Annotated in this window: 21 protein-coding genes; 13 read left to right on the plus strand and 8 right to left on the minus strand. The window is 72.9% G+C overall.

The features are described 5' to 3' along the window. The first annotated feature begins 2 nt into the window (after positions 1-2). Both JJ683_RS04985 and JJ683_RS04990 read left to right on the plus strand, forming a co-directional pair. Positions 3-983: a class I SAM-dependent methyltransferase gene (locus JJ683_RS04985; RefSeq protein ID WP_200171835.1), complete on the plus strand. Its 981-nt coding sequence runs from the start codon at positions 3-5 to the stop codon at positions 981-983. Between the two features lie 10 nt (positions 984-993). After that, a complete protein-coding gene (locus JJ683_RS04990) occupies positions 994-2,193 on the plus strand; it encodes a THUMP-like domain-containing protein (protein ID WP_200171837.1) in 1,200 nt (399 codons plus the stop codon). 114 nt (positions 2,194-2,307) lie between these two features. On the opposite strand, the gene JJ683_RS04995 is transcribed toward JJ683_RS04990, so the two are convergent. Further along, positions 2,308-3,714 carry an outer membrane protein assembly factor BamB family protein gene (locus tag JJ683_RS04995; RefSeq protein ID WP_200171839.1) on the minus strand — a complete coding sequence of 469 codons (1,407 nt, stop codon included), beginning with the start codon at positions 3,712-3,714 and terminating at the stop codon, positions 2,308-2,310. 115 nt (positions 3,715-3,829) lie between these two features. Between JJ683_RS04995 and JJ683_RS05000 the strand changes: the two genes are divergently transcribed. Beyond that, positions 3,830-4,567, plus strand: coding sequence for an acyltransferase (locus JJ683_RS05000; RefSeq protein WP_200171841.1), 738 nt, complete (start codon positions 3,830-3,832; stop codon positions 4,565-4,567). Between the two features lie 42 nt (positions 4,568-4,609). Further along, positions 4,610-5,983 carry a GDSL-type esterase/lipase family protein gene (locus JJ683_RS05005; protein ID WP_200171843.1) on the plus strand — a complete coding sequence of 458 codons (1,374 nt, stop codon included), beginning with the start codon at positions 4,610-4,612 and terminating at the stop codon, positions 5,981-5,983. Positions 5,984-6,019: 36 nt separating this feature from the next. Here the strand turns inward: JJ683_RS05005 and JJ683_RS05010 are convergent, their stop codons facing one another. Genes JJ683_RS05010 through JJ683_RS05020 form a run of 3 tightly spaced genes read right to left on the minus strand, consistent with a single transcriptional unit; the run spans position 6,020 to position 9,719 of the window. Beyond that, on the minus strand, positions 6,020-7,288 hold the full coding sequence (locus tag JJ683_RS05010; RefSeq protein WP_200171845.1) for a glycosyltransferase family 4 protein: 1,269 nt from the start codon (positions 7,286-7,288) through the stop codon (positions 6,020-6,022). Continuing rightward, entirely contained in the window at positions 7,285-8,862 is a 1,578-nt protein-coding gene (locus JJ683_RS05015) for a 1,4-alpha-glucan branching protein domain-containing protein (protein WP_200171931.1), read from the minus strand. Before JJ683_RS05015 ends, JJ683_RS05010 begins: the two co-directional genes overlap by 4 nt. A gap of 32 nt (positions 8,863-8,894) precedes the next feature. Further along, positions 8,895-9,719: a class I SAM-dependent methyltransferase gene (locus JJ683_RS05020; protein ID WP_307810686.1), complete on the minus strand. Its 825-nt coding sequence runs from the start codon at positions 9,717-9,719 to the stop codon at positions 8,895-8,897. Positions 9,720-9,958: 239 nt separating this feature from the next. On the opposite strand from JJ683_RS05020, the gene JJ683_RS05025 reads away from it, so the two are divergent. The 5 genes from JJ683_RS05025 to JJ683_RS05045 all read left to right on the plus strand — a co-directional run bounded on the left by JJ683_RS05025 (position 9,959) and on the right by JJ683_RS05045 (position 15,446). Further along, complete coding sequence (locus tag JJ683_RS05025) at positions 9,959-10,744, plus strand: electron transfer flavoprotein subunit beta/FixA family protein (protein WP_200171849.1); 786 nt, start codon at positions 9,959-9,961, stop codon at positions 10,742-10,744. Positions 10,745-10,790: 46 nt separating this feature from the next. Beyond that, a complete protein-coding gene (locus JJ683_RS05030; RefSeq protein WP_200171851.1) occupies positions 10,791-11,750 on the plus strand; it encodes an electron transfer flavoprotein subunit alpha/FixB family protein in 960 nt (319 codons plus the stop codon). A 137-nt stretch (positions 11,751-11,887) separates the two neighbouring features. Further along, complete coding sequence (locus tag JJ683_RS05035) at positions 11,888-13,228, plus strand: cysteine desulfurase family protein (RefSeq protein ID WP_200171853.1); 1,341 nt, start codon at positions 11,888-11,890, stop codon at positions 13,226-13,228. After that, a complete protein-coding gene (gene mnmA, locus JJ683_RS05040) occupies positions 13,225-14,316 on the plus strand; it encodes a tRNA 2-thiouridine(34) synthase MnmA (RefSeq protein ID WP_200171855.1) in 1,092 nt (363 codons plus the stop codon). Before JJ683_RS05035 ends, mnmA begins: the two co-directional genes overlap by 4 nt. Further along, positions 14,313-15,446, plus strand: a complete 1,134-nt coding sequence (locus JJ683_RS05045) for a uroporphyrinogen decarboxylase/cobalamine-independent methonine synthase family protein (protein ID WP_307810687.1) — start codon at positions 14,313-14,315, stop codon at positions 15,444-15,446. Before mnmA ends, JJ683_RS05045 begins: the two co-directional genes overlap by 4 nt. 93 nt (positions 15,447-15,539) lie before the next feature. On the opposite strand, the gene JJ683_RS05050 is transcribed toward JJ683_RS05045, so the two are convergent. After that, positions 15,540-16,775: an MFS transporter gene (locus JJ683_RS05050; RefSeq protein ID WP_200171857.1), complete on the minus strand. Its 1,236-nt coding sequence runs from the start codon at positions 16,773-16,775 to the stop codon at positions 15,540-15,542. A 115-nt stretch (positions 16,776-16,890) separates the two neighbouring features. Between JJ683_RS05050 and JJ683_RS05055 the strand changes: the two genes are divergently transcribed. Together JJ683_RS05055 and ligA are read left to right on the plus strand one after the other, a co-directional pair. Further along, entirely contained in the window at positions 16,891-17,256 is a 366-nt protein-coding gene (locus tag JJ683_RS05055) for an ArsR/SmtB family transcription factor (protein ID WP_200171859.1), read from the plus strand. A gap of 47 nt (positions 17,257-17,303) precedes the next feature. Further along, positions 17,304-19,400, plus strand: coding sequence for an NAD-dependent DNA ligase LigA (ligA, locus tag JJ683_RS05060; RefSeq protein ID WP_200171935.1), 2,097 nt, complete (start codon positions 17,304-17,306; stop codon positions 19,398-19,400). A gap of 46 nt (positions 19,401-19,446) precedes the next feature. Here the strand turns inward: ligA and JJ683_RS05065 are convergent, their stop codons facing one another. Beyond that, positions 19,447-20,103 (minus strand): ACT domain-containing protein, encoded by a 657-nt coding sequence (locus JJ683_RS05065; protein WP_200171860.1) that lies wholly within the window; start codon positions 20,101-20,103, stop codon positions 19,447-19,449. 225 nt (positions 20,104-20,328) lie between these two features. On the opposite strand from JJ683_RS05065, the gene gatC reads away from it, so the two are divergent. Together gatC and gatA are read left to right on the plus strand one after the other, a co-directional pair. After that, complete coding sequence (gene gatC, locus JJ683_RS05070) at positions 20,329-20,628, plus strand: Asp-tRNA(Asn)/Glu-tRNA(Gln) amidotransferase subunit GatC (RefSeq protein ID WP_200171862.1); 300 nt, start codon at positions 20,329-20,331, stop codon at positions 20,626-20,628. Then, complete coding sequence (gene gatA, locus JJ683_RS05075; protein WP_200171864.1) at positions 20,625-22,109, plus strand: Asp-tRNA(Asn)/Glu-tRNA(Gln) amidotransferase subunit GatA; 1,485 nt, start codon at positions 20,625-20,627, stop codon at positions 22,107-22,109. The genes gatC and gatA overlap by 4 nt, the downstream gene beginning before the upstream one ends. Positions 22,110-22,223: 114 nt before the next feature. Here gatA and JJ683_RS05080 read toward each other — a convergent pair whose 3' ends face one another. After that, entirely contained in the window at positions 22,224-23,609 is a 1,386-nt protein-coding gene (locus JJ683_RS05080; RefSeq protein WP_200171866.1) for an alpha/beta-hydrolase family protein, read from the minus strand. Then, on the minus strand, positions 23,606-24,391 hold the full coding sequence (locus JJ683_RS05085) for a hypothetical protein (protein ID WP_200171868.1): 786 nt from the start codon (positions 24,389-24,391) through the stop codon (positions 23,606-23,608). The genes JJ683_RS05080 and JJ683_RS05085 overlap by 4 nt, the downstream gene beginning before the upstream one ends. Between the last annotated feature and the right edge of the window lie 14 nt (positions 24,392-24,405).

The following is a 24,405-nucleotide window of genomic DNA, read 5'->3' on the forward strand; positions in this document are numbered from 1 at the left end:
GCATGACAGTGGATTCCATCGCCGGCGCGTCCGACCCGGCTCCCAATCCGCACGCCACCGCCGAACAGGTGGAGGCCGCCTATCAGGACACCAAGCTGGCCCAGGTGCTCTACCACGACTGGGAGGCCGAGACCTACGACGACAAGTGGTCGATCTCCTACGACGAGCGCTGCATCGAGTACGCGCGGGGGCGCTTCGACAAGGCGGTGCCGCAGGCCGAGCTGCCGTACGGGCGCGCCCTGGAACTGGGCTGCGGCACTGGGTTCTTCCTGCTCAACCTGATGCAGAGCGGCATCGCGGAGAAGGGCTCCGTCACCGACCTGTCGCCCGGCATGGTCAAGGTGGCCCTGCGCAACGCCGAGAACCTGGGGCTGGACGTCGACGGACGCGTGGCGGATGCGGAGACGATCCCGTACGACGACGAAACCTTCGACCTGGTGGTGGGCCATGCAGTGCTGCACCACATTCCGGACGTCGAGAAGTCGCTGCGCGAGGTGCTGCGGGTGCTCAAGCCCGGCGGGCGGTTCGTCTTCGCCGGCGAACCGTCCACGATGGGTGACTTCTACGCGCGCTGGCTCAGCCGCGCCACGTGGGCCGCGGCCACCAACGTGACCCGCCTGCCCGGGCTGGGGCAGTGGCGGCGCACGCAGGAGGAGCTCGACGAGTCGTCGCGCGCCGCGGCGCTCGAGGCGGTCGTGGACATCCACACCTTCGACCCCGCCCACCTGGAGGCTCTCGCACGCTCGGCGGGCGGCGAGGACGTGCACGCGGTCACCGAGGAGTTCGCCGCGGCGATGCTGGGCTGGCCGGTGCGCACCTTCGAGGCCGCCGTGCCCGCGGGGAAGCTGGGCTGGGGCTGGGCGCGGTTCGCCTTCGGCGGATACAAGCGCCTCACCTGGCTGGACGAGAACGTCCTGCAACGGTTCGTGCCGCGCGCGTTCTTCTACAACGTGCTCATCACCGGCGCCAAGCCGCAGGGCTGACACCGCACCGGTGGGATTCGCGTTCACCGGCGACGATGTCGCCTATCTGCGCTCAGACGAGGGCGGCGACGCGCTCGCAGAGGTGGCGCGGCACCCGTTGACCACGCGCACGCACCTGGCCGACCTGGCCGCGGTGCGTGCGCGTTTCGGTTCCCGGGCGCCCGCGCTGATCGAGACGGTGCGCCTGCGCCGCAAGGCGACGGTGAAGTTGGAGCAGGCGGACCGCTGGCTGCTCACCGACGACGCGCTGCAGCAGGCGACACCGCATCCGGTGGCAGCGGCACGGGCACACCGGCTCGCCGGGCGCCGGGTGCACGACGTCACTTGTTCGGTGGGCGCCGAGCTGGCCGCGCTCGCCGGGCGGTGCGCGTACGTCGTCGGCAGCGATATCGACCCGGTGCGGCTGGCGATGGCGCAGCACAATATCGGCTCCGTCCCCGCCCCCCGTGCCGGTGCCGGTGCGGATATCGCCCTGCTGCGGGCGGACGCGCTGGCGCCCGTCACCGCGGGCACCGTGGTGCTGGCCGACCCCGCCCGCCGCGCGGGCGGGCGCCGGAAGCACGACCCGGCGGCCTTGACGCCGCCGCTGCCGGAGCTGATCGACGTGTACGCCGGCCGCGACCTCGTGATCAAGTGCGCGCCGGGGCTGGATGCGGAGGCGCTCGGCTGGCGGGGCGAGGTCGAGGTGGTCTCGCTCGACGGCGGCGTGCGCGAGGCATGTCTGTGGTCGGAGTCGCTCGTGGAGCATGGCGTGCGCCGCAGGGCGACGGTGCTGCGCAGCGTCGGCGCGGACGAGCGGTACACCGACGCCATGCCCGACGGCATCCCGGAGGCGCCGCCCGGTCGGTGGATCGTCGACCCCGACGGCGCCGTGGTGCGTGCCGGGCTCGTCCGCCACTACGCCGCCGCGCACGGGCTGTGGCAGCTGGATCCGCGCATCGCCTATCTCACCGGCGACGCCGTGCCGGACGGGGTGCGTGGGCACCGGGTGCTCGAGCATGTGCGGTTCGCGGACAAGCCGTTGCGGCAGGTGCTGCGGGCGCACGACTGCGGGGCGCTGGAGGTTCTGGTGCGCGGGGTGGACGTCGACCCGGACGCGTTGCGGCGCAGGCTCAAACCCCGCGGATCACGGTCGCTGAGCCTGGTGGTGACCCGGGTCGGGCGCGCCGCGACGGCGTTCGTGTGCGAGCCCACGGTGGGCGGGAACTGACCGGAGTGCGTCTGGCCGGGCAGACCAGTCCAGCAGACCAGCCCAGCAGACCAGCCGTGCCGCTCAGAACCAGCCGCGCCGCTCCGAACCAGGCGCGCCGCTCAGGGGCCGGCTCTACTCGAAGGTGGAGACGAGTCCGCCGGCGCCGACGACGACGACCCGTCCGGCATTGGTCACGACGACGACGCCGCTCGCCCCGGTGCCCGGCGCGAGCGGCGCGGTGGACAACGTGCTGCCGGCACTCAGGTCGAGGACCGTCAGCGCGGTCCGGCCCTCGTCCGTTCCGGTGACCAGATAGCCATGGCCGTTGCCGGAGATCGCGACTGGGCCGGTGGCCCGGATCTCCGGACGCTGCCAGGCGACGCGCGCGGCGTCGCCCTCGTCGCGCACCGCGATCACCGCACCGGCTCCGGATCCGGCGCCCGCTTCGGCGTCGGCGGCCGCCTCTTGTCCGGTGCCCGTGCCCGCAGGCCGTTGCGGGGCGGCGAGCACGAGCCCGTCGGGTGACACCGACACGGTGGACGGCTCTGTGAGGTGCAGCGGCGTCCGCCAGCGCGGGGAGCCGTCGTCGGCGCGGAGCGCCCACAGCGTGCCGCGCCCGTCGAGCACGTAGACGGTGTCGCCGTCCGGCGACAGCGCGGGGGCCGACGACACGCCGCCGGGGAGGGGGTGCGAGCGCCACAGCTCGGCGATGGTCCCGTCGGCGTCGGCGTTGCTGTCGGAGCGGTTGATGTCCGCCTCGTGCCCGGCGCCGGGCGTGTAGTTCATCGCGACGAGCGCCGCGCCGTCCACGCCGGGTGCGCGGAAGGGGAAGTAGAAATCGTCGGTCCGGGTGTCGACGGCCGGTGCGAACGCGACAGGGCAGCCGGGGCCGGCAGTCGCGCAGTCCGCCAGGCCTTGGTCGGGCGGCGGCGGCCAGTCCGTCGGTGCGAGTGCGACGGAGGCCGCGAGCTTGCGGCCCGTGACGGTGCTGAGCACATTGACCTGTCCCAGGTGCGTAACGGCGAGCACCGCGCGGTCGGCCAGGAACTGCAGCGGCTGCGGCGTGCCGATGACGGGGGTATGCCATCGGACCGACCCGAACACGTCGAACGAGTCGGCGCTGCCGATGTTGCCCGTGTACACGCCCGCCATCTGGTCGACCAGCGGCGACATCGACCCGGCTCCGATGTTCTGCCAGGTGCACCACTGCTTGCGGCCGGTGTCCAGGTTGAACGAGAACATCTGGCAGCCGGTGTCTGTGTGCGCGGAGACGATGAGCTGCCCGTCCGGACCCGACGCGGCGAATCCCGTGGGCTGCGCACCCACGTCGCGGGACCACTGGAAGGCGGGTGCGCGCGGTGCGTCCACCCGCACGGCGTTGGAGCCGTCGGCCTGGCCGTGCACCGCCGACCACCCGTCCTGGTAGGCGGGGATCGGTTCCGCCACATCGGCGCACGCGCCCGTCAGCAGGACGACGCCGGCCGCGGCCAGCGCGGAGACGACGGCACGTGCGGCCGGGCGGTGCGACAATGGCGGCATGCAGGGCTCCTCGGACGGCGGCAATGCGCAGTGAGCCTATCGCGCGGGGGTCGCCGGGCTTCCGGACGTGGGCGTGTGGCGGCCGGACGCGGCAGTGGGTTTAGGCTGGCGGACCATGACGAGCATGTGGGGCGCACCATTCCGTACGCGTTGGCAGGGTACGCGGCGCGGTGATCCGCAGCAGGCGCGCTTCCTCTCCCCGGCCTCGCTGCGCTGGGTTCTGCGCAACAAGGCCTACACCCCCTGGTATCTGGTGCGGTACTACCGGCTGCTCCGGTTCCGTCTGGCCAACCCGCACGTGGTGCTGCGCGGCATGGTGTTCCTGGGCAAGAACGTCGAGATGCATTCGATGCCGGGCCTGTCGCGCCTGGAGATCGGCAGGTGGGTGCACATCGGCGACGGCAACGCGATCCGTTGCCACGAAGGTTCGCTCCGCATCGGCGACAAGGTGGTCTTCGGCAAGGACAACGTGGTCAACTGCTACCTGGACATCGAGATCGGCGCCTCCACGCTGGTGGCCGACTGGTGTTACATCACCGATTTCGACCACGTCACCGAGAACATCCACCTGCCCATCAAGGACCAGGGGATCGTGAAGTCGCCGGTCCGGATCGGCCCCGACAACTGGCTGGCGGCCAAGGTGTCGGTGCTGCGCGGGACCATTGTGGGCCGCGGCTGCGTGCTGGGCGCCCACGCCGTGGTCAAGGGGGAGATCCCGGACTTCTCCATCGCGGTGGGTGCGCCCGCGCGCGTGGTGCGCAACCGGGTGCAGGACTGGGAGGACGCTGCGGACAAGCGTGCTGAGCGCGCGGCGGCGCTGGCGGATATAGAAAGGAAGAAGTCCGCGAGGTAGCGGCGCGGCAGGGGTCGCTGCCGACCCGGAGAGGAGCGCGGCATGTCGCGAGTTCTGCGCCGAACGGCGATCACTGCGGCCTGGATCGTGCTCATCGTGGGGGTCGCCGCGGGGGCGATCGCAGTGGCACTGTGGCTGACACCGATGCAGCAGGTCAGCGCAGCGGGGCAGACGGTCCGGGTGGGCGTGACGGCCCCGTCGTGGTCGCTGTCCGGTCCGGGCGAACTGGACTTGTTCGGCCAGCGGATCGCCACGGCGATCGACTTCGCCGGCCCCGTGCGTCCGCGCTTGGCGCTCGACCGGATCACCATGGGGGCGCAGCTGAGTCAGTTCGTCGGCGATCCCGCCGCGGCAGCCGGGCGGCTGCAGGACGCGCTGGTGGACGGGTGGAAGCGGTTCTTCGTCTGGCAGGTCGTCGTGGCCGGGCTGGCCGCGCTGGTGCTCTTCGGCGCGCTGGCGGGGTGGGCGCGGCGTGGGTGGCGGCGCAGCGTGGCCCTAATCGTGGTGGGCCTGGCGGTGACGGAGGGCCTCAACCTGGGCGCGATCATGGTGACCGCCTACAGTGCGCCGGAAAAGCTGCGGCAGGTCGATTCGCTCACCGCGCTGACGGGGGCAGTGCCGTTGCCCGAAGTGGCCGGGCCCCCGCAGCCCGTGGGCGAGGAGGTCTCCCGGGTCGCGGTGATCGGCGACTCCACCGCTGCCGGCCTGGGAAACCCGCCGCTGCAGAACCCGACCGCGGCGGACACGGCCTGCGGGCGCAGCCGCAACGCGTTCGCGGTCAGCCTGGCGAGCGCGGACGGCTGGGATGTGACCAACCTCGCGTGCTCGGGCGCGACGATCCGCGCGGGACTGCTCGGGCCGCAGCAGGCGGGCGGAATGAACCTTCCCCCGCAGGTGAGCGCGGACGCGGTGGCGCGCGCGGACCTGGTGGTGGTGAGCGTGGGGGCGAATGACGTGAACTGGTCGTGGATGCTGCGCCTGTGCGCGGGCACCGGCGACTGCGCCAGCAGCGCGCTGCAGGCCTACTACCAGCAGCAGCTGGCCGACTTCAGCCAGGACCTGCTGCAACTGGCGGCGCAGCTTCAGCAGCTGCCGCGCCATCCGGCGGTGATCATCAACGAGTACTACGACCCGTTCTCGGGCGGCACCGACTGCCTCAAGGGGCTCGGGGTGACCGACGAGAAGGTGGACGCGCTGCACAGCGACCTCGACGCGCTCAACCAGGTGCTGTCCAAGGCGGCCGCGGCCGCGGGATTCCGTACCGCGTCGCCCGATTTCGGCGGCCACGGGGTCTGCAGCTCCCAGCCGTACGTTCAGGGCGTCGACGATCCGGCGCCGTTCCACCCCACGGCGGCGGGGCAGCTGGTCATCGCGCTCGCCGTGGAGCAGGCGCTGCGCACGGCGCCGGGCGGCTGACCGTGTCCCGGCGGTCGCCCGGCGCGGTGCGCAGCGTCACCGGTCGGGCAGCGGCCGGGCGACGATGACCGGCCGGCCCAGCGGCTTCGGTGCGTGCCACGCGGCGGCGGCGTAGACGTCGGATGTCTGCGCCGCCACGTGCTCCCAGGTGAACTCGGTGGTCAGGCGCACGTGGGCGGTGCGCGCGAGGTCCTGGGTGCGTTCGGGGTCCTCCAGCGACCGGCATACGGCCTTGGCGAGGTCGTCGGGGTCCGAGGGGGCGAACGAGTAGCCGGTGCGCCCGTCCACCACCGCCTCGCCCAGGCCCCCCGCGGTGGAGGCGACCAGCGGCGTGCCCGTGGCCGCCGCCTCCAGGGCCACGATGCCGAAAGGCTCGTAGCGACTGGGCAACACCGCTGCGTCGGCGGCGTGCAGCTGCTCGAGGAGCTCTGCGTGGTCGAGCCTGCCGAGGAACCGCACCGCGTCCGCCACGTCGTGTTCGGCCGCGCAATCGGCCAGCCATTGGCGCTGGGTGCCCTCGCCGGCGATGGTCAGCGTGGTGCCGGGGTGTTCGTCGTGGATGGCGGGCAGCGCGGCGATGGCGTCCTGCACGCCCTTCTCGTACTCCAGGCGTCCCACATACAGCAGGCGTGGCGGGCCCTCGGACGCGGCGGACCGGCAGCGGGGCCGGAACGACCACGTCTGCAGGTTGATGCCGTTGCGGATCGTGGTGATCTCCGGCAGGTCCGGACCGAAGAGCGTGGTGACCTCGTCGTGCATCGACTCCGAGCAGGTGATGAGCGAGTCCGAGGCGTTGGCCAGCCACCACTCGACCGAGTGCACCTGCCGGTTCATGTTGGACGAGACCCAGCCCGCGTGGCGTCCGGCTTCGGTGGCGTGGATGGTGCTCACCAGTGGCACCCGGAAGTCCTCGGCCAGCGCGATCGCCGGGTGGGCCACCAGCCAGTCGTGCGCATGCACGATCTGCGGGGTCCAGGGCGCGCCGGCGCGAGGCCCGTCCAACAGGCCAGCGCCCAGGGCCAGGCCCGCACGCACCATGGCGTGCCCCATTGCGAGGGTCCAGGCCATCATGTCCTCGCCGAACACGAAGTGCGGCGGGTCCTCGGCCACCGCCACCACGCGCACGCCCTCCGCGGTGCGGTCCACGGTGGGGTGCGAGTGCGCGTCGGTGCCGGAGGGGTGTCGCGAGAGCACCACCACGTCGTGCCCCTGGGCGGCCAGGTGCGTCGCCAGGTGGTGGACGTGCCGGCCCAGCCCACCGACGATGACAGGCGGATACTCCCACGAGACCATGAGGATCCTCACCGCGCCGCCTCCTGTGCGCGTGCGGCCGCAGGCGCGGCGGCGGTCGCCGCCGTGTGCCGCAGCCGGCGCGCGTCGAGGTCGGGGAAGAGGCCGTCGGCGTTGCGCCAGGCCGCGGCCAGCGCCGCGGCCCGCCGGTCGTCGCCCGCGGCGGCGGCAGCGGCGATCTCCCGCATCGCGTGCGCGTGCTTGTGTGCCCGGTCGCGCGCGTAGCCGGCGGCGGTGTCCTTGCTGACCATGAACGCCCAGTCGCTGGCGATGGCGAGCAGCGCCTCGCGTACCAGTTGGTCGGAGACCGGGTCCCGGCGGCGCAGGCGGGCGGGCATGGCGTCGATGTGGGCCAGTGCCTCGGACACCACTTCCGCATTGAGGGCCACCAGGTCGCTCACCTGGTCGCCGGCCCACACCCGCCAGTCCTTGCCGGAGCCCCAGGACGATTCGGGCAGGTCGATGGGCTCGCCCACGTAGCCTTGTGCGCGGGCGTCGGCGAGGGTGCCCACGCGGATCCCGGCCTCCGGCAGCGCGCGCAGCAGCTTCTCCAGCCACATCGGTCCCTCGTGCCACCAGTGCCCGTACAGTTCCGTGTCGAAGGCGGCGACGACGAGCGCGTCGCGGCCGATGCGCGCCGACTCGGAGCGCAGCCGGGCGCGGATCACCTCGATGAAGTCGGCGACGTGCTTGTCGACCGCGGCCGCGGCCAGCGCGGGATCGTAGGGCTTCTTGTCCGGTGGCGGTGTCGTCTTGCCCGTCACGCGCGCCGGCTTGAGGCCGGTGTCGTGGTCGTAGGTGTGGAAGTCCCGGTACGCGCCGTGCCCGGGATATCCGGACTTGGGCGACCACACCTTGTAGCTGACGGTGAGGTCGCGGCCGAAGGCGACGACGTCGGTGCCGCGGACGGGGCGCCCCAGCGCCGTGTCGCCGCGCAGCGACGGCCCGTCCACCATGAAGTGGTCGATGCCGCTGCGCGCGTAGTCGCCTTCCATGCCGGGGGTGAAGGCGCATTCGGGGGCCCACAGGCCCCGCGGGCGGTGATTCCAGCGGCGGTGGGCGTCTTCGAGGCCCTCCTCCAGGGAGAACGTCCGCATGCGCGGGTCCAGCAAGGGCTGGAACGGGTGCGCCAGCGGCCCGCCGAGCAGCTCGATCACCCCGGACTCCACTAGCGGCCGGATCACGGGGGAGGCGCCGTGCCGCCAGCGCGATTCGAATTGGCCCAGGGCCCAGTCGGATGCGCGATGTTCCCGGGTCCCGAGCTCGCGCAGTGCGGCGACGCTGCTGGCGGTGCCGGCCGCTCCCGCCGCGCTGTCGATGAGGGCGGCCTCGTGGGCGCGCAGCTGCCAGTTGCCCAGCCAATGGTGCATGCCGGTGAGGCAGTGGGGGTCGTCGAGCTGCGCGGCGAGCACGGGCGTGATGCCGAAGGTGAGCAGGTTCGTGTGCCCCTCGTCGGCCAGGCGGCCGAGCGCGTCGAAGACGGGAAGGTACGACGCCGACCACGACTGGTAGAGCCACTCTTCGCCGACAGGCCAGCGGCCGTGATGCGCCAGCCAGGGCAGGTGGCTGTGCAACACCAGCGCGAACATGCCCGGCTCGGTCGCCGGCGCCCCGGCGCCCGTCACGGCGCCTTCACCGCCGTCGCCACCAGGTCCAGGCTGGCATCGATGCTCGAATCGCCGCCGCTGTCGCGGTTGTCCCTGTCGTCGTCGGGGCGCAGGACGAAATCGTCTGCGGCCACCCCCGCCACGTCGGCGCAGAGGTCGGCGGGCCACGGCTCGCCGGCGAGCGCACGCTCGATCTGCGCGTCGATGATCGACCCGCCGTACTTGGCGTCGAGGGTCGCGAGGCGGGGCCCGTGGTGCACGCCGCGCATCGACTCCACCGTGAAGCCGGCGTCGGTGAGCAGCGCGGTCAGCTCGGCGGCGTTGAGCTCGCGGGTGTGGAACGGGTTGAGGGGGGTGTCCCGTCCGGGGGAGAACGTGATGCGGTTGGGCGTGCTGATGTGCAGGCGTCCGCCGGGGGCGAGCACGCGGTGGCACTCGCGCAGGAACTGGTCCTGGTCCCACAGGTGCTCGATGACCTGCAGGTTGACCACGGCTCCCACCGCGTCGTCGGCGAGGGGCAGCGCGGCGAGGTTGCCGCGGGTGGCCTGGACCAACGGGTAGCGGCGCGCCACGTGGGCGGTGGCGGAGTGGTCGTAGTCGACGCCGATCACGCCGGCGGCGACGCCGGCGAGCAGTGCCGCCCCGTAGCCCTCGCCGAAGCCGGCGTCGACGACGACGCGCCCGCGGCACGCTTCGACGAGGTCGAGGTAGACGACCTCGTGCCGGCGGAACCAGTAATTCTCCTCGGCGAGGCCGGGCACGGTGCGCTCACCGGTGAGGGGGAGTGCGGGCGGGGCGCCGGCAGCGGCGCGCGCCGCATGATCTGCAGAGTCGGTCACTCGTTGCACGCTAGTAGGTCCTCGGCTTCCGGGTGATTCAAGGTGTCGCACGTACGGCGATCGGGGGTTGCAATCATGTTACCCATCGGTAACATATGGGTGGGGGTTGCGTGGCGGAAAGACTGTGACATGCGCTAGAACTGGCAGTGGCAGTTTCACCCCACCGGCACGCCCGCGCAGGCGTTCAACCATGCGGTGCGAGGGTGACCGCAGACACCACAGGAGGTCGGAGAAGACCGATGCCAAACATTGTCGTACTGATCAAGCAGGTTCCGGACACCTGGTCCGAGCGCAAGCTCTCCGAGGGCGATTTCACCCTGGACCGTGAGGCTGCGGACGCCGTGCTGGATGAGATCAACGAGCGCGCGGTCGAGGAGGCCCTCCAGATCAAGGAGGCGCAGGGCGGCGAGGTCACCGTGCTGTGCGCCGGTCCCGACCGCGCCACGGAGGCCATCCGCAAGGCGCTGTCGATGGGCGCCGACAAGGCCGTCCACCTCAACGACGAGGCCCTGCACGGCTCGGACGCCATCCAGACCTCCTGGGCGCTGGCCGCCGCCATCGGGCAGATCGAGGGCGCCGAGCTCATCATCGCCGGCAATGAGGCCACGGACGGCCGCTCCGGCGCCGTGCCGGCGATCATCGCCGAGTACCTGGGCATCCCGCAGCTGACGCACATGCGCAGCCTCACCGTGGCCGACGGGAAGGCCACCGGCGAGCGCGAGACCGACGAGGGCACCTTCGAGCTCGAGGCCGCCCTCCCGGCGATCGTGAGCGTCACCGAGAAGATCAACGAGCCGCGTTTCCCGTCCTTCAAGGGCATCATGGCCGCGAAGAAGAAGGAAGTGCAGGTCTTCTCCCTCGCCGACATCGGCGTGGACCCGGATACGGTCGGCGTGGCCAACGCGGGCTCCGCGGTGACGGCCTCCACCCCGAAGCCGCCGCGCACCGCCGGCGAGAAGGTCGCGGACGAGGGCGAGGGCGGCAACGACGTCGCCAAGTACCTGGTCGGCCAGAAGATCATCTGATCACGGCCCTCGCCACACCACCAGACCGTTCAAGGAGTTAACGAAAATGGCAGAGGTACTCGTCCTCGTCGAACATGCCGATGGTGCACTGAAAAAGGTCACCACCGAACTGCTCACCGCGGCGCGCGCGCTCGGTGAGCCCGCCGCCGTCGTCGCCGGGCCCGCGGGCACGACAGACGCGCTGGCCGACGCGCTCGCGGCCGCGGGCGCAGAGAAGATCTACTCCGCCGAGTCCGACACCGTCGACGGCGTACTCGTCACGGCCAAGGTCGACGTGCTCGCCGGGCTCGCCGAGTCCGCGTCCCCGGCCGCGGTGCTCATCCCGGCCAGCGTCGAGGGCAAGGAGGTCGCCGGCCGGCTGGCCGCGCGCATCGGCTCCGGCCTGCTCGGCGACGTCGTCGAGGTCAAGGGCGACGGGTCCGTCGTGCACTCGATCTTCGGCGGTGCGTTCACCGTGGATGCCAAGGCCACGGGCGACCTGCCCGTGATCACGGTCCGCCCCGGCTCGGTGGAGGTGCAGGCCCAGGCCGGCGCCGGCGCCCGCGAGGACGTCGCCGTGCCCGAGGCCGCGGAGAACGCCACCGTCATCACCAAGCGCGAGCCGGTCGTCGGCGGCGACCGTCCCGAGCTCACCGAGGCCACCATCGTCGTCTCCGGCGGACGCGGCGTGGCGTCGGCGGAGAACTTCGAGAAGGTCATCGAGCCGCTCGCGGACGCGCTGGGCGCCGCAGTGGGCGCCTCGCGCGCCGCGGTGGACTCCGGTTACTACCCGGGCCAGTTCCAGGTGGGCCAGACCGGCAAGACGGTCTCGCCGCAGCTGTACATCGCCCTGGGCATCTCCGGCGCCATCCAGCACCGTGCGGGCATGCAGACGTCCAAGACGATCGTTGCGATCAACAAGGACGAGGAGGCCCCGATCTTCGAGATCTCCGACTACGGCATCGTCGGCGACCTGTTCAACGTCGCCCCGCAGCTCACCGAGGCGGTCAAGGCGCATAAGGGCTGACACCCGGCGCACCGTCCGCGGCCCCGCACCCTGGTTGCCAGGGGCGGGGCCGCGGCGTTCGTCGGGCAGGCGCGGGCCACGCGGCTACGGGCCCGCCACGACGGGTGGGGAGCGCACACGGTTATGCTGGTCGGGCAATGATTCCGTCCGAACCGGCCACCGGCGGCGGGGATGGCGTGTCGCCCCCCGTCAAGCCTGCTGGCGCCGCATCCGCACGTGCCGTCTCCCCAGATGAAGACCGGTCCGCGCGCGGACCGGTCTACCTCGATCACGCCGCCACCACCCCGATGCGCCGGGCCGCCGCGGAGGCGATGGCCGAGGCGTTCGGACGGGTCGGCAACCCGGCATCGCTGCACGGTTCGGGCCGCGCGGCCCGGCGGCGCGTGGAGGAGTCCCGCGAGGCGCTCGCATCGGTCCTGGGAGCGAGGCCGTCCGAGGTGATCTTCACCGCCGGCGGCACGGAGTCGGACAACCTGGCCGTCAAGGGGATCTTCCGGGCACGGCGCGACGCGGACCCGGCGCGCCGCCGCATCCTCGTCGGCGCGGTCGAGCATCACGCGGTGCTCGACGCGGTCGAATGGCTGGCCGAGCACGAGGGCGCCGAGGTCGCCTGGCTGCCCGTGGACGCCCGGGGGCGCGTCCTGCCGCCGGTCCTGCGCGAGGCTCTCGCCTCCCATGCCGACGAGGCCGCGCTGGTCACCGTCATGTGGGCCAACAACGAGGTGGGCACCGTCAACCCGGTGCGCGAACTGGCGTCGGTGGCCGCCGGGTTCGGCGTGCCGATGCACACCGACGCCATCCAGGCGGTGGGCCACGTCCCGGTGGATTTCTCGATCCCCGGGCTGTCCGCGTTGAGCGTCGCTGCACACAAGTTCGGCGGCCCGCAGGGCACCGGCGCGCTGTTGCTGCGGCGGGACGTGCCGTGCGTCCCGCTGATGCACGGCGGCGGGCACGAGCGCGAGGTGCGCTCCGGCACAGTCGATGTCGCGGGCGTCGCCGGCATGGCCGCGGCCGCGGCGGAGGCCCGCAGTGAGCGCACCGCCGAAGCGCGCAGACTGGTCGCGCTGCGCGACGCGCTGGTGGCCGGCGCTCAGGAGAGGATCCCGGACATTCTCGTCAACGGTGCGCGCACCGCAGAGGATCTGCCGACGATCGCCCACCTGACCTTCCCCGGCTGCGAGGGCGACTCGCTGCTGATGCTGCTCGACGCGGCCGGTATCGAGTGCTCCACCGGGTCCGCGTGCACCGCGGGCGTCCCGCAGGCCAGCCACGTGCTCATCGGCATGGGAATGGAACCGTCGACCGCCCGCGGTTCGCTGCGGTTCTCGCTCGGCCACACCTCGACTGCGGCGGACGTCGACCGACTGCTGGAAGTGCTGCCGGCGGTGGTGGAACGGGCGCGTGCGGCGGGCATGGCAGACGGGCACCGGCGACGCGGTGCGGAGCAGTCGGGCGAACGACGAGAGAGTGTGCGATGAGGGTTCTTGCGGCGATGAGCGGCGGCGTCGACTCGGCGGTGGCAGCGGCGCGGGCGGTCGACGCCGGCCACGACGTGGTGGGCGTGCACCTGGCTCTGTCCAGCGCGCCGGGCGCGTTGCGCACCGGGTCCCGTGGGTGCTGCTCGCGGGAAGATGCGGGGGACGCGCAGCGCGCCGCGGACGTGCTGGGCATCCCGTTCTACGTGTGGGACTTCGCCGAGCGGTTCCGCGAGGACGTGATCGATGACTTCGTCGCCGCCTACGCCGCGGGCGAGACCCCGAACCCGTGTTTGCGCTGCAACGAGAAGATCAAGTTCGCGGCGGTGGCCGAGCGCGCCTTCGCCCTGGGCTTCGACGCGGTGGCCACCGGCCACTACGCGCGCCTGAAGGGCGGGGTTCTGCGCCGGGCGGTCGACGCCGACAAGGACCAGTCCTACGTGCTCGGAGTGCTGACCGGAGCGCAGCTGGGCCGCGCGATGTTCCCGGTGGGGGACACGCCCAAGCCGCAGATCCGCGAGGAGGCGGCGAGCCGCGGCCTGGCGTTGGCGGACAAGCCCGACAGTCACGACATCTGCTTCATCCCCACCGGGGACACCCGCGCGTTCCTCGGTGCCCGGATCGGGGTGCGGCCGGGCGCGCTGGTCGACGCGGAATCGGGGGCAGAACTCGGCCGCCACGACGGCGTGCACGGATTCACGGTGGGACAGCGCAAGGGGCTCGGCCTCGAACGGCCCGCGTCCGACGGCCGGCCGCGGTACGTCACGGGGATCGACCCGGACACCGGCACGGTGTCCGTCGGCGGGGCCGAACAGCTCGACGTGTGGTCGATCAGCGCACGCGAGCCGCGGTGGACCGGCGCCGCGCCGGAGGGGCGGTTCGAGTGCGTCGTGCAGGTCCGCGCGCACGGCGGGCTGGCGCGTGCCGAGGCCGAGGCCGACGGCGACGCGATCCGCATCGACCTGTCGGAGCCGCTCACCGGGGTCGCCCGCGGCCAGGCCGCCGTGCTCTACCAGCCCGATCCGGCCGGCGACATCGTGCTGGGCAGCGGCACCATCAGCGCCGCGGCGCCCGCGGCGGTACATCGGTGACGCTTCCAGTGACTCCGCCGGGGGCGGCGGCCACGGGTGTCGGCTCGTGGCCCGGCACCGACGAACGCGAGGCGGCCCGCACCGTCGTGGGCGAGCTGGGGGAGCTGCCGCACCTGGTGGAACTGCCGGGGCGGGGCATCGGCGCGGACATGGTCGGCCGCACGGCCGCCCTGCTGGTGGACCTGCCGGTGGACCGCTCCGTCACCGGATACCGGCTCGCCGACCGCCCGGGGTCGGTGTTGCGGACGGCGCGGGCACACCTGGCCCGCGACCTGGACGCTGCGGAGGAGGCCTGCGAGCGTGCGGGGGTGCGCGGCAGCGGAGCGCCGATCAAGCTGCAGGCCTGCGGCCCGGTCACCGCGGCCGTTGAGCTGGAACTGCGCACCGGGCGGCGGGTGCTCACCGACCGCGGCGCCGTGCGCGACCTGAGCGCGTCGCTGGCCGAAGGGCTACGTGAGCACGTGCGTACCGTGCGCCGACGTTTCGGCATGGAGCCGGTACTGCAATTGGACGAGCCGCGGCTGCCGGACGCGCTCGCCGGCGCGGTGCCGGGGCCCACGCGGTTCGACCCGGTGCGGATTCTGCCGGAGCAGGAGGCGAGCGGCCTGCTGGACGGCGTGATCGGCGCGGCCGACGGGGCGCCGGTGCTGGTGCACTGCTGTGCTCCCGGCGTGCCACTGCGGTTGCTGCGGGGGCTGCCGGTCGCCGGGGTGTCGGTGCCGATGACGGACGTGGGGTCGGCGCAGGACTCCACAGGATCGAACTCCACAGCGCCGAACTCCACAGGATCGAACTCCACAGCGCAGGATTCTGCAGCGGCGAATCCTTCGGTGCCGGACCCTTCGGTGCTGGACGCGCTGGGGGAGTGGCTCGACTCCGGCCGGACGCTGGCGCTGGGCCTGGTGCCCGCCCGGCGCCCCGGCGGGCCGCCGCCGGACTGGCACCCGCTGGCCGTGCCCGCGGTGCGGTTGGTCGACATGCTGGGCTTCGCGCGGCGGATTCTCGCCGACCAGGTGCTGGTGACCCCCGAGTGCGGGCTGGCGGGCGCCGACCCGGACTGGGCGCGCACGGCGGTGTCGCTGGCGGGACGGATCGCCGGGGAGTTCGTCGGCGACCCGGACGCGCTGTAGAGGGACGCGCTGTAGAGGGACGGGCTGTAGAGGGACGGGCTGCAGGCGGGCGGCACCCCCCGTCGGACGGAGCCGCGCGCGAACGGTCGGGGATCAGTAGCGGACGACGAAGGCGCGGCTCACACCGGCGGTCGCGGCGGCCGCGATGACGATGATGCCGTAGATGACGGTGGCGGTGGACAGCGACAGTGCCGAAACCAGCGCCCCCGCGATCACCGTCGGCACGCCGAACGACAGGTACGCGGTGGTGTAGAGGGCGGCGAACAGCGCGCCGCGACGGTGCGGCGGCACGACGGGGGCGATCGAACCGATGACCCCCATGAAGCCGGTGCCGAAACCGGTGCCGGTGACGGCGACGGCGGCGACGTAGAGCGGAAGCCACCCGGTTTGCAGGGCGATCAGGCTCACCAGAGTGCCCGCGCCCAGAGTGCAGGCCGCGAACACCATGGCGGTGCGCGGCGGGCGGGCGTGCATGGCGAACACGGCGAGCATCCCGGTGACGGGAAGCACGGCGATGACGGCGGACTGCGCGAGGGGGCCGTGGACGCCGAGCTGTTCGGCGGCAATGTCGGGGCCCAGCGAGAAGAACAACCCGCCCGTCGCCCAGCCGGCCACGATGATCGGGATGCTGATGAGGAACAGGCGGCGCACGCCGTGCGGTACGGACATGCGGGGGACCAGCGACCGCCGCCACCCCGCGACGCGCGCCGAGGTCTCCGGCACCAGCCACACCGTCGCGGCCACGACGCAGTACGCGGATGCCAGGGCGCCGAACACGATCGCCTCGGCGTGCGCGGAGACCGCGAGCGCGACCCCCGCGGACAGCGCGCCGAGCGACAGGCCCACCATCGGCGCGGCCGCATTGAGCAGGGCGGCGCGCAGCGGGCGCACCGGAGGGGCGAAGTCGCTGATCGACGCGGACAGCGCCGACAATAGAAAGCCGCTGGCCAGGCCCTGCACGGCCCGGCCCGCGAACAGTCCTGTGGACGACTGCGCCGTCCACAGCAGCACCATGCCGCCGGCGAGCACCAGGAATCCCGTCGTGATCACGGGACGTCGCCCGATGTGGTCCGACAGTGAGCCGACGGTGAGCAGCGTCGCGAGCAGCGCCATCGCGTACACCGCGAAGACGAGGGTGATGCCGACAGGGGAGAGGCCGAAGCTCTCCTGCATCCGCGGGTAGAACGGCGACGGCGCGGAGGCGGCCATGAGCAGGATGGTGAGTGCGGAGCCGGAGAGCGCCAGCCCGGCCCGCCGGCGTGGCGGTGTCGTGGACGCTGCGGGCGGCGCACCGGCGGGCGGGTCGCTCCGGGCGGCGAGTGAAGTCACGGGACCTCCGTCGTTTCGGAGAAGGCTGTCGGTTCGGAGAAGGCTGTCGGTTCGGAGAAGATCGAACCGTTTCAGCCTAACCGGCCGGACCCGTTGGTTCAACTATGATGGAACCATGGTGGGTGGAACCGATCTTCAACACCCGGCGCGCGACGAGATCGACCTGGGCGACGTTCTCTTCGCGCTCAGCGCGCCGGACCGGCTGTCGATAGTCCTGCAGTTGCAGCAGGGGCCGCTGACCGCGGCCCGCTGCACGGCGGACGGCGGCCCGGTGCCCAAGTCGACCAAGTCGCACATGCTCAAGGTGCTGCGCGAGTCCGGCGTGATCCGCAACGAACCCCGGGGCCGCAACCGAGTGCTCACGCTGCGCCGCGTCGACCTCGATGCGCGGTTTCCGGGGTTGCTCGATGCGGTGCTCGGCGCCGGCGCGGCGGCAGCCACGAGTGCGGTGGGGCGTTCCGGCGCTAACCTGGACCGGTGACCGACCGCCACGCTGAGACCGCACCCGACACTGTTCCGGCGCCGGACGTGGGCGCCGGAGCCGAGCAAGGCCCCACTCCCGGCGGAGCCCGGGCACGCTGGCGGGAACTGGCCGATGAGGTGCGTGAGCACCAGTTCCGCTACTACGTCCAAGACGCGCCCACGATCTCCGACGCCGCCTTCGACGGACTGCTCCGCGAGCTCACCGCGCTCGAAGAGCGGTACACCGATCTGCGCGTGCCGGATTCGCCCACCCAGCTCGTCGGCGGCGCCGGCTTCACCACGCAGTTCGCGCCCGTCGAACATCTCGAACGGATGCTCAGCCTGGACAACGTCTTCAGCGTCGAGGAGCTGGCGGCCTGGATGCACCGCACGGAGGCGCAGGCCGGCAAGGCTGTCGACTACCTGTGCGAGGTGAAGATCGACGGCGTCGCGATCGACCTGGTCTACGAGGCGGGACGCCTCACCCGGGCGGGCACGCGCGGTGACGGGCGGGTGGGGGAGGACGTCACCCTCAACGCCCGCACCATCGGCGACATCCCCACCCGGCTCGCCGGCACCGACGAGTTCCCCGTGCCGGAGGTGCTGGAAGTGCGTGGCGAGGTGTTCTTCCGCCTCGAGGACTTCGAGGAGCTCAACGCGTCGCTGGTCGCGGATGGAAAGGACCCGTTCGCCAACCCGCGTAATTCGGCGGCGGGTTCGCTGCGGCAGAAGGATCCCGCCGTGACCGCGCGGCGCAGGCTGGGGATGATCTGCCACGGCATCGGGCGCCGCGAAGGCTTCTCACCGGTGTCCCAGTACCACGCCTACGAGGCGCTGGCGGCCTGGGGCCTGCCGGTGTCCACCCACACCACTCGCGTGCGCGGCGCGGACAAGGTGCTCGAGCGGGCCGACTATTGGGCGCAGCACCGCCACGACATCGAGCACGAGATCGACGGCTTCGTCGTCAAGGTCGACGACATGGCCCTGCACGACGAGTTCGGCGAGACGGCGCGTGCGCCGCGGTGGGCCATCGCGCTGAAGTTCCCGCCGGAAGAGGTGAACACGCTGCTGCTAGACGTACGGGTGGGGGTGGGGCGCACCGGTCGGGTGACGCCCTTCGCGCTGATGAAGCCGGTGCTGGTGGCGGGCTCCACGGTGGCGCAGGCGACGCTGCACAACGCTTCCGAGGTGGACCGTAAGGGCGTGCGCGTGGGGGACACGGTGGTGATCCGCAAGGCCGGCGACGTCATCCCGGAGGTACTCGCGCCCGTGGCGGACGCGCGCCGCGGCGACGAGCGCGCGTTCATCATGTCCACGCACTGCCCCGAGTGTGGAAGTCGGATCGCCGCCGGTAAGGACGGCGACGTGGACCTGCGCTGCCCTGACACCCGCCATTGCCCGGCGCAGCTGCGCGAGCGGCTGTTCCACCTGGCCGGGCGCGGCGCATTCGACATCGAGATGCTCGGCATGGAGGGGGCCACCGACCTGCTGCGCACGGGCGTGATTGCCGACGAGGGCGAACTGTTCACCCTCGACGCCGACGCGCTGCGCCGGACGGCCGTCTACACCACCAAGGGCGGCGCCGTGTCGGCGACGGGGAAGAAGCTGCTCGAGCACCTGGCGTCAGCGCGTGACCAGCCGCTCTGGCGGGTGCTCGTCGCACTGTCCATCAGGCACGTCGGCCCCACGGCGGCGCGGGCCCTGGCCACCGAGTTCGGCAGCCTCGAGGCCATCGAGCAGGCAGACGAGGAGCGGCTGGCCGCCACCGAGGGCGTGGGCCCCACCATCGCGGCCGCCATCACCGAGTGGTTCCACGTGGACTGGCATCGCGAACTGCTGGACAAGTGGCGTGCGGCGGGGGTGCGCATGGCCGACGAGCGCGACGAGTCGATCGCCCGCACCCTCGAGGGCATGTCGATCGTCGTCACGGGCGTTGTCGAGGGGTTCACCCGCGACAGCGCGAAGGAGGCGATCGTGAGCCGCGGCGGGCGCGCGGCCTCGTCGGTGTCGAAGAAGACGGCGTTCGTCGTGGTGGGCGATGCCCCGGGATCCAAGTACGACAAGGCGCTGTCGCTGGGGGTCCCCGTGCTCGACGCGGACGGGTTCCGCCGGCTGCTCGCGGACGGCCCGGACGCGGTGCGGCCGGCGGAGCAGGAGCAGTGACCGCCGTCCCGCTGCCGCGAAGACGCCCACCGGCTCCCGGCGCCGGCTACTTGAGGACGGTGCCGATGATGCCGCTGATGTAGCCCAGCCGCGCCACCTCGGCGGGGCGGAACTGCGGACCGCCGTTGCGGCCCAGCAGCAGCACGGCCCCGCCGTCGCCGATGGGCGCGGCCGCGAGCGCGATCTCACCGGCCCGCCAGACTTCCGGCACCCAGTCCGCGTCGGTGCGGACCACCTGGGCCGTGCCCACCTGCTCCGACAGGGGGCGATCGGGCCAGGTCTCCGGGGTGCCGGGGCTCGCATACAGCGGGGCGGCGCCGGCATCTCCGCCGCCGTGATCGAGCACCGCCGCCCAGTGCACCTGGAGGGCGCGGGGCGCGGCGTCGACGAGCCGCTGGAGCCCGCGCCGCGGCGAACCCGCCACCAGCTCGATCAGCTCGAGTTCACGGTGCGTGTCGAGGTTGCCGACGAACGGGCGGATGGCGTCGACGACGGTGTCGTCCAGCGCTTCCGCGGCGGTGATGAGCACGTCCGGCAGCGCCCCGGTCGGAAGGTTCACGACGATGTCGTCCACCGCGTAGCCGCCGCTGCGCTCGATGACGTCGAGGGACTGGATGTCCGCCCCGGCCTCGCCCAGCGCCAGGGCCAGCAGGCCCAGCGTGCCGGGGCGGTCGGGGAGCACCACGCGCAGCAGGTACGACAAAGCCGGCTCCTCAGCAGTTCACTTGCGGTGTCGGTCCATTGTCGCACCGCTGGCACGACGCGGGTCGGCGGCGAGGCCGTGCGCATCGCCGCCGCCGGCGGGCCGTAGAGTTGAGCCGAACCAGCGTCGGGCGGGATCGATGCCGGGCCCGTCAGCGGCGGGCCGCACGGCGGCAGTCGATCCGCCGGTAGGCAGGCCGCTGCGTCGGCCGGAAAGGGGCACCGGGTGCCGGAGATCTCCCGCGATGAGGTCGCACACCTCGCAATGCTGTCGCGACTCGACCTGGCCGAGGGCGAGCTCGACGAGTTCGCCGGCCAGCTCGACGCCATTCTCGCCCACGTCAAGACGGTCTCCGAGGCCGACACGGCCGATGTCCCGCCGCTGTCCGAGCTCACCGGCGTGACGAACGTGGGCCGCGCCGACGTCATCGCTTCGGGCCTCACCGCCGCGGAGGCGCTTTCCGGCGCGCCGTCCGTCGAGGACGAGCGCTTTGTCGCACCGCAGATCCTGGGAGAAGAGCAGTGACCGACCTGACCCGCCTGGCGGCCTCCGAACTGGCCTCGAAAATCCACGCGCGCGAGGTCTCGTCGGTGGAGGCCACCCGTGCCCACCTCGACCGGATCGAGGCGGTCGACGGCACTGTCGGCGCATTCCTGCACGTGGCCGGCGAGCAGGCCCTCGCCGCCGCCGGGCAGGTGGACGCCGATCTGGCCGGCGGCGCCGAGCCCGCATCGCCGCTCGCCGGGGTGCCGTTGGGGCTCAAGGACATCCTCACCACCACCGGCATGCCCACCACGTGTGCGTCGAAGATCCTCGAGGGCTGGGTGTCGCCGTACGAGTCGACGGTCGTCGGCAGGCTGCGCGCGGCCGGGATCCCGATCCTCGGCAAGACCAACATGGACGAGTTCGCCATGGGCTCGTCCACCGAGAACAGCGCCTTCGGGCCCACGCGCAATCCGTGGGGGACCGACCGCATCCCCGGCGGCTCCGGCGGCGGGTCGGCCGCCGCCCTCGCCGCGTTCGAGGCTCCACTCACCATCGGCACGGACACCGGCGGGTCGATCCGTCAGCCCGCGGCGCTCACGGCCACGGTCGGCGTCAAGCCCACCTACGGCACCGTGTCGCGCTTCGGGCTCGTCGCCGCCGCGTCGTCGCTGGACCAGGCGGGGCCCTGTGCCCGCACGGTGCTCGACGCGGCGCTGCTGCACCAGGTGATCGCCGGGCATGATCCGCGCGATTCCACCTCCATCGACACGGCGGTGCCGGCGGTGGTCGACGCCGCGCGCGCCGGCGCGCAGGGAGACCTTACGGGCGTGAAGGTCGGTGTGGTCCGCGAACTGCACTCGGACAGCTACCAACCCGGAGTCCTGAGTTCCTTCGATGCCGCGGTGGCGCAGCTCAAGGCGCTCGGCGCCGAGGTGATCGAGGTGTCCTGCCCGGCGTTCGAACACGCGCTGGCCGCGTACTACCTGGTCATGCCCTCCGAAGTGTCCTCCAACCTCGCGCGGTTCGACGCCATGCGGTACGGACTGCGCGTGTCCGACGACGGCGCGCACAGCGCCGAGCAGGTCATGGCCGCCTCGCGTTCCGCCGGCTTCGGCCCGGAGGTCAAGCGGCGCATAATGATCGGCACCTACGCTCTGTCCGCCGGCTACTACGACGAGTACTACGGACAGGCGCTCAAGGTGCGCGCGCTGATCGGCCGCGACTACGCGAGGGCCTTCGAGTCGGTCGACGTCCTCGTTTCGCCCACCAGCCCCGTCACGCCGTGGAAGCTGGGCGAGAAGGTCGACGACCCGCTGGCGATGTACCTCTCCGACCTGTGCACGTTGCCCACCAACCTCGCGGGCAACTGCGCCATCTCGGTGCCCTCCGGCATCTCCGCCGACGACGGGCTTCCGGTGGGCCTGCAGATCATGGCGCCGGCGCTGGCGGATGACCGGCTTTACCGTGTGGGTGCCGCCTACGAGTCCGCCCGCGGTGCCGTCGCGTACCCGGAGCTGTAGGCGTGTCTGCCGATCCGAGCGCCTGTTGCACGCTCCGCCGCGGGATCCGGCGCTCGGCGTGGGCATCCGGTGCTCGGGTCAGTTCGTGGGAGGACGGTTCGTGACGCGGCGCTCTCATGAGCACGTCGGCAACCCGCGTACCTGCCCGCCCCCGTAGACGTGGCCGGTGCCCGCCGGGCCCGACCGCGACACGACGACGTCCACGCTCCTTTGCAGGAAGCTCACTCCTGGGACCCACGGCGGAGCCGCCGCTTCCGCTGCGCCTTCCGCCGGGTGCAGCGCCAGCGCCGGGTCCCATCGGGGCACCGGGTCCGAGGCGTTCACCACCACGCTCGAGCGCCCGGGAACCGGATCGGTGAAGCGCGCCGGTGGGCCCACCCACAGTGCGCCGCACAGCATTCCGCGGGCCTGCGGGGCATCCGCGAGCGCCCGTGCGCCGGCCGCGGCGCCCATGCTCTCGCCGTAGACGTACAGCTCCGGCCGCCGGGGCGCGGGCACGCTGCTGACGCGGGCGGCGACGGCGGAGATCAGCGCGTGCGCGGCCGAGGCGGCCTCGTCGGGCGCGAAGAGGTAGGACACCCAGCTCGGCGCGCTCGAATACTGCATCCCCACCTCCGCGACGTCGCCGCCGAAGAACTCCTCGAACCCGGCCGCTGCGGTGCCGTCGATCCAACCGGAGCCCGTCGGAACCATCACCACCACGGCCCGTCTGTCCAGACCGCCGGCGCGCACCATGTCGTCGGCGGCGAGGGCGGCGCGGGCCGTCACGTCGGCGGCGGAGCCCAGCCCGGCGTAGGTGCGGATCGCCCCGGGATGCGCGGTGTCGCCGACGAACCGGCGCCCGTGGCCGCCGAGCGAGTCCCACGCGACGAGTGATCCGGGCCCGCCCGAGCGGGTGCTCATCGCGGTCGCGGCGAGGGACGAGGCGGCGGCGGGCGGTTCGTCGAGCGCCACCGCACCCGAGACGGATCCGAGAGCGGCCAACACCACCGCCAGCGCTGCGACAGCCCGTGGCCGGGCGCGGACCAGCCGCACCGCGCCGAGCGCCGTCGCACATACGGCCACGGCGACGGCGAACACGGCAGGCCGGTAGCCGCCGGACGCGGAGAGTTCCGACACCCGGTCCGACTGCGCCGACCACGCCGCCGCCGCGGTCACGGCGCCGAGGCACCCGACGGCGGTGGCGATCGCCGAGCGGGAGCGGCCCGGGGAGCCTCCCAGGCGGCGGGTCGCCCGCGCCCACAGCCACGTCATCAGCACAGTGAGCGCGACGCCGATCACCGCGAACGCGCCCACCGTCACGCCCTCGACCCACACGCTGCGCGGCATGATCCCCGGGTAGACCCCCGCCACGGCGCCCGCGGAGCCGCCGACGACGGTGCGCGTCCGCGGGGCGAGCGCGTGGGCGAGGGCGGAGACGCGCGTTCCCGCGCCGCGGGGGAGTGGACTGCGCGCAACGGCGCCCGGCGTGAGGACGTGCAGAGCCGGGGCGGCCGTCATGCCGTCACCCCCGCGGCCATGCGGGCTGTACGGCGGATGCCGGTCCTCGCGCGTCCTGCACCACCCGCACGCCGGAGAGCCGATGCGCGCCGGGATCCGCGGACCGCCCCCCGCGCCCCGGATCCGGCGGCGAACACGGCGCCCGCGGCGCCGACCCCGCCGAGCGCGTACAACCCGACGTCCTCGTGCAGGGGAACGCCGTAGCCCTGCCGCCAGGAATTGACGTCGACCGCGGCCGCGGCCGCGTCGGCCGCCGCGCGGCAAACGGTCTCGTGCGGTGCGCAGACGGCGTGGAGCCGCTCCGCGAGCTGCGCGTCGAGGCCGCGCCGGGCCCACGGGCCCAGTTGCAGGCCCTGCGCGTCGGCATAGCGCAGCAGGTCGTAGCCCAGGTCGTGCGCGCGGCATGCGCCCGCGAAGGATGCGGGAAGAGGCACCGGCGAGGAGCAGCCGCCGGCGGGGTTCACGAGCATCCCGTCCTCCACGGCCGGCCGGTACCCCGCGTATGCGGGGAATCCCGGGGGCATCCGGCGGAGCGCGGTGTGCGCGTCGGCGTGCAGCAACGCGTCGACGGCGCGGACGGCGTCCGAGGCGGCACCGTCGTCTCCGTCGACCTCCGCGGCCTGGACTGGCAGGGCGAAGGCGAGCGCAAGCGTCGCGGCCGCCGCGATGAGCGTGAATGCGGCCGCGGCGAAGACGATCCGCGCGGCGCGGCGCGTCCGGTGTGCGCGAGTGCGGCGTGGAGAGGCGAGAGGGCAACCCGCGGCCCGCGGTGGTGTGTGCATGCCAGTGACGCTAG

It is taken from the genome of Tomitella cavernea (assembly GCF_016599145.1).
Lineage (GTDB): Bacteria > Actinomycetota > Actinomycetes > Mycobacteriales > Mycobacteriaceae > Tomitella > Tomitella cavernae.